We start from the raw sequence: 3,117 nt of genomic DNA, 5'->3' as shown, positions 1-3,117 counted from the left end.
CCGCGCCCCCGGGTACCGGGGGATCCGGGACCCGGGGGCGCGGTGGCTCAGCGGCTCCGTCCGCGCTCCTGGCGGCGGGTTTCCATGGGGCGCTCGCGGCGGTAGCGGCGCTCCCACTTGGCCTGCTGGTCGCGCCGGGCGCGGTACGCCTGGTAGGTGGTGGGGGCGGACGCCGGTCCGGTGGGGGGCGGTGCGGCCGGTTCCCGGCCGTGGCGGACGTACAGGAGGAGCAGTGCGACGGCGGCCAGCCAGTAGAGGGGGTTTCCGAAGCCCAGGACGACCAGGACGACCGCCCCGGAAAGCACGATGGTGCCCATGACAGGGCCTCCTTCCCTGGGACGTGGGTTTGGGGTGATGTCCTTGAGAATGCCCGGTGCCGAGGGGGCGCCGCATCCGCTTTTCCGGGCCGTCGGCACCGACTCACACGTCCGGCGCGGCCGCGACCACGCCCGCCGCGACGGCCGCGCCCAGGGCGGTGTGGTCGGCGGCGGTCTGGTCGGCGTAGGCCAGGGCGAAGTCGGCGATCGCGCGGTCGAAGGTGTCGGCGCCGCCGAGGTAGGCGGCGATCGCGATGCGGTCTCCGGAGCGGGCGTGCGCGCGGGCCAGGGCGGTGCCGCACAGAGCGGCGTAGGCCCGCAGCTCGGCGGGGCTCATCCCGGCGACGTCGGCGGTGCCCTTCATGTCGCGCAGCTGCCGCCAGTAGTAGGAGCGGCCCTGGGGTCCGGTCATCCAGCCGAGGAAGATGTCCCCGGCGGCCTGGAGCAGCCGCTGGCCGGCGACCACCCGATGGCCGGGATGGTCGTACGGCCCGCTCGGCAGATGCTCCTCCAGGACGGATGTCCCGGCTTCCTTGACCTGGAGGAACAGCGGGTCGTCGGCATCACGCCCCTCCAGCAGCACGATGAAGCAGCGGGTGCCGACGCTGCCCACACCGACCACCTTGCGGGCGGCGTCGACGTACCGGTAGCGGTCGAGGAGGAGCCGCCGCTCCTCGGCGAGGGTGGACCGGTAGTCGCTGAAGATCTTGCGCAGGGCGGCGGCGTCGGGGGCGCCGGCCGGTTCGAGCAGCGGCGGGTCGTGGAGGATACGGCGGCGGCCGTCGACGATCTCGGTCAGTTTGTCCAGGGCCTGGAGGCTGGTGCGGCGGCGGGCCCGGGTGAGGCTGGCCTCGACCCTACGGCGGCTGCGCGCGGACCGGACCAGGGGCAGCAGCCGGTCGGCCTCGATCCGCTCGTACCAGGCGTCCAGTTCGCCCATCAGGGCCAGCCGCCGCATGGCGGTGCGGTAGGCGGCGGCCGACTCCAGGGCGGCGCGGTGCGCCTTGGGGTCGGTGTGCCCGTTCTCCCGGGCGGCGACCGCGACGCTGGCGGCGAGCCGTTTGACGTCCCACTCGAAGGGACCGGGGTAGGTCTCGTCGAAGTCGTTGAGGTCGAAGAGCAGGGCGCGTTCCGGGGAGGCGTAGACGCCGAAGTTGAGCAGGTGGGCGTCACCGCACAACTGCACGGTCAGCCCGGTGTGCGGCCGGGTGGCGAGGTCGGCGGCGAACACGGCGGCGGCGCCGCGCAGGAAGGCGAACGGGGAGGCGGCCATGCGTCCGTACCGGATGGGCAGCAGCTCCGGCAGCCGGTCGCGGCCCTGTTTCTCCAGTACGGCGATGGGGTCCTGCCGGTCCACGGGCGCGAGCCAGCCGGCGTGTGCGGTGCGGGTGACGCGTTTGCGGGCGGCCCTGCCGCGGTCGACACGGACGGCGGGGCTGGCGGGGCCGGTGGGGTTGCCGGAGTTGCCGGGACTGGTGGGGCCCGTCGGGCCGGGGGTGGCCGTCATGGTGTGGCGGCGGCCGATGGCCGTATGCGGTGGTCGTTGCCGTGGCGCTGCATCGCTCGCACATCTCCCTGGGTCGCCGCCTCCTGTTGGCAGTGAACGGCCGTGGGCAGGGGTGGCGCATGCCCAGTACGGCGAACGGGTGACCCGGGCGAGGTGCCGGGCGCGGGCCGGTTGTCAGTGGTGTCGGGCAGGATCGGCAGCGCGGTGCCGCGGGGCGGATCGACGGGGACGGATCCGGCGGTAAGGACCGCGGTACGGACCGGCGGTAAGGACCGCGGTACGGACCGGTGGTACGGACCAGCAGTACGGATCGACGGGTGTGAGGTCGGTATGAGCGGAGGGGCGGCGCGGCGGCAGATCGGCGTGGCCGAGCGGCGGGCCCGGCTGGGGATACGGCACCGGCTGGCGGCGGGGACCAGGGCCACGCGCCCCGAGGACGTCGCCGAGGCGCTGGTGGCGCTGCACGGCACGGATCCGGCGACGGTGTATCTGGCGGTGGGGGCGCGGCTGGCGGAGCCGGTGAAGACGGTCGCGGAGACCGAGCGGGCGCTGTACGAGGACAGGTCCCTGGTCCGGATGCACGGCATGCGCCACACCGTGTTCGTCCTCCCGGTGGAGCTGACCGCCGTGGTGCACGCCTCGACGGGCATCGCGGTCGCCGCCCGCGAACGCGCCTCGCTGGTGAAGGACATGGCGAAGGCGGGCGCGCCGGACGCGGCGTGGCTGGCCGAGGTGGAGGCGTCGACGCTGGCGGCGCTGGCCCGGCGCGGGGAGGCGACGGCGGCGGAGCTGGCCACGGACGAGCCACGGCTGCGGGAGCAGTTCGTGTACGCGGCCGGGAAGAGCTACGAGGGTGTGCACACCGTCTCCGGGCGGCTGCTGCGGGTGCTGGGCGTGGAGGGCAAGGTGGTCCGGGGCCGGCCGCTGGGCTCCTGGACGTCGTCGCAGTTCCGCTGGGCACCGGCGCCGGACCATCCCGAGCTGGACGTCGCCGGGGCCCAGGCCGCCCTGCTGCGCCGCTGGCTCACCGTCTGCGGACCGGCCGGCGAGGCCGACCTGAAGTGGTGGACGGGGTGGCGGGTGACGGAGGTGCGCCGGGCGCTGGGGGCGATCGGGGCGCGGGAGGTGGCACTGGACGAGGGCACGGGGTACGTCGTCGAGGGCGACGAGGAGCCCGTGCCGGAGCCCGCCGAACCCTGGGCGGCGCTGCTGCCCGCCCTGGACCCGACGGCGATGGGCTGGCAGCAGCGTGACTGGTATCTCGCGCCCGAGCTGCGCCCGGCGCTGTTCGGG

Annotated in this window: 3 protein-coding genes; 1 reads left to right on the top strand and 2 read right to left on the bottom strand. The window is 75.0% G+C overall.

Annotated features, from left to right (window positions below; translation table 11 throughout):
- Positions 1-47 precede the first annotated feature (47 nt).
- Both CCN42_RS38660 and CCN42_RS38655 read right to left on the bottom strand, forming a co-directional pair.
- Positions 48-317 carry a hypothetical protein gene (locus CCN42_RS38660; RefSeq protein ID WP_086171913.1) on the bottom strand — a complete coding sequence of 90 codons (270 nt, stop codon included), beginning with the start codon at positions 315-317 and terminating at the stop codon, positions 48-50.
- Between the two features lie 103 nt (positions 318-420).
- Entirely contained in the window at positions 421-1,824 is a 1,404-nt protein-coding gene (locus tag CCN42_RS38655; RefSeq protein WP_086741878.1) for a DUF2252 domain-containing protein, read from the bottom strand.
- Between the two features lie 330 nt (positions 1,825-2,154).
- On the opposite strand from CCN42_RS38655, the gene CCN42_RS38650 reads away from it, so the two are divergent.
- A partial coding sequence (locus CCN42_RS38650) for a winged helix DNA-binding domain-containing protein (RefSeq protein ID WP_086741879.1) occupies positions 2,155-3,117 on the top strand: 963 nt, incomplete at its 3' end.

It is taken from the genome of Streptomyces glaucescens (assembly GCF_002154375.1).
GTDB classification, from domain to species: Bacteria; Actinomycetota; Actinomycetes; order Streptomycetales; family Streptomycetaceae; genus Streptomyces; species Streptomyces glaucescens.
Note: the sequence above shows the minus strand (reverse complement) of the source record. Positions and strands in the feature narration are given on the sequence as shown.

Coding starts and splice junctions, on each gene's coding strand:
- CCN42_RS38655 (WP_086741878.1), bottom strand. CDS start 1,824: ATGACGGCCACCCCCGGCCCGACGGGCCCCACCAGTCCCGGCAACTCC.
- CCN42_RS38660 (WP_086171913.1), bottom strand. CDS start 317: ATGGGCACCATCGTGCTTTCCGGGGCGGTCGTCCTGGTCGTCCTGGGC.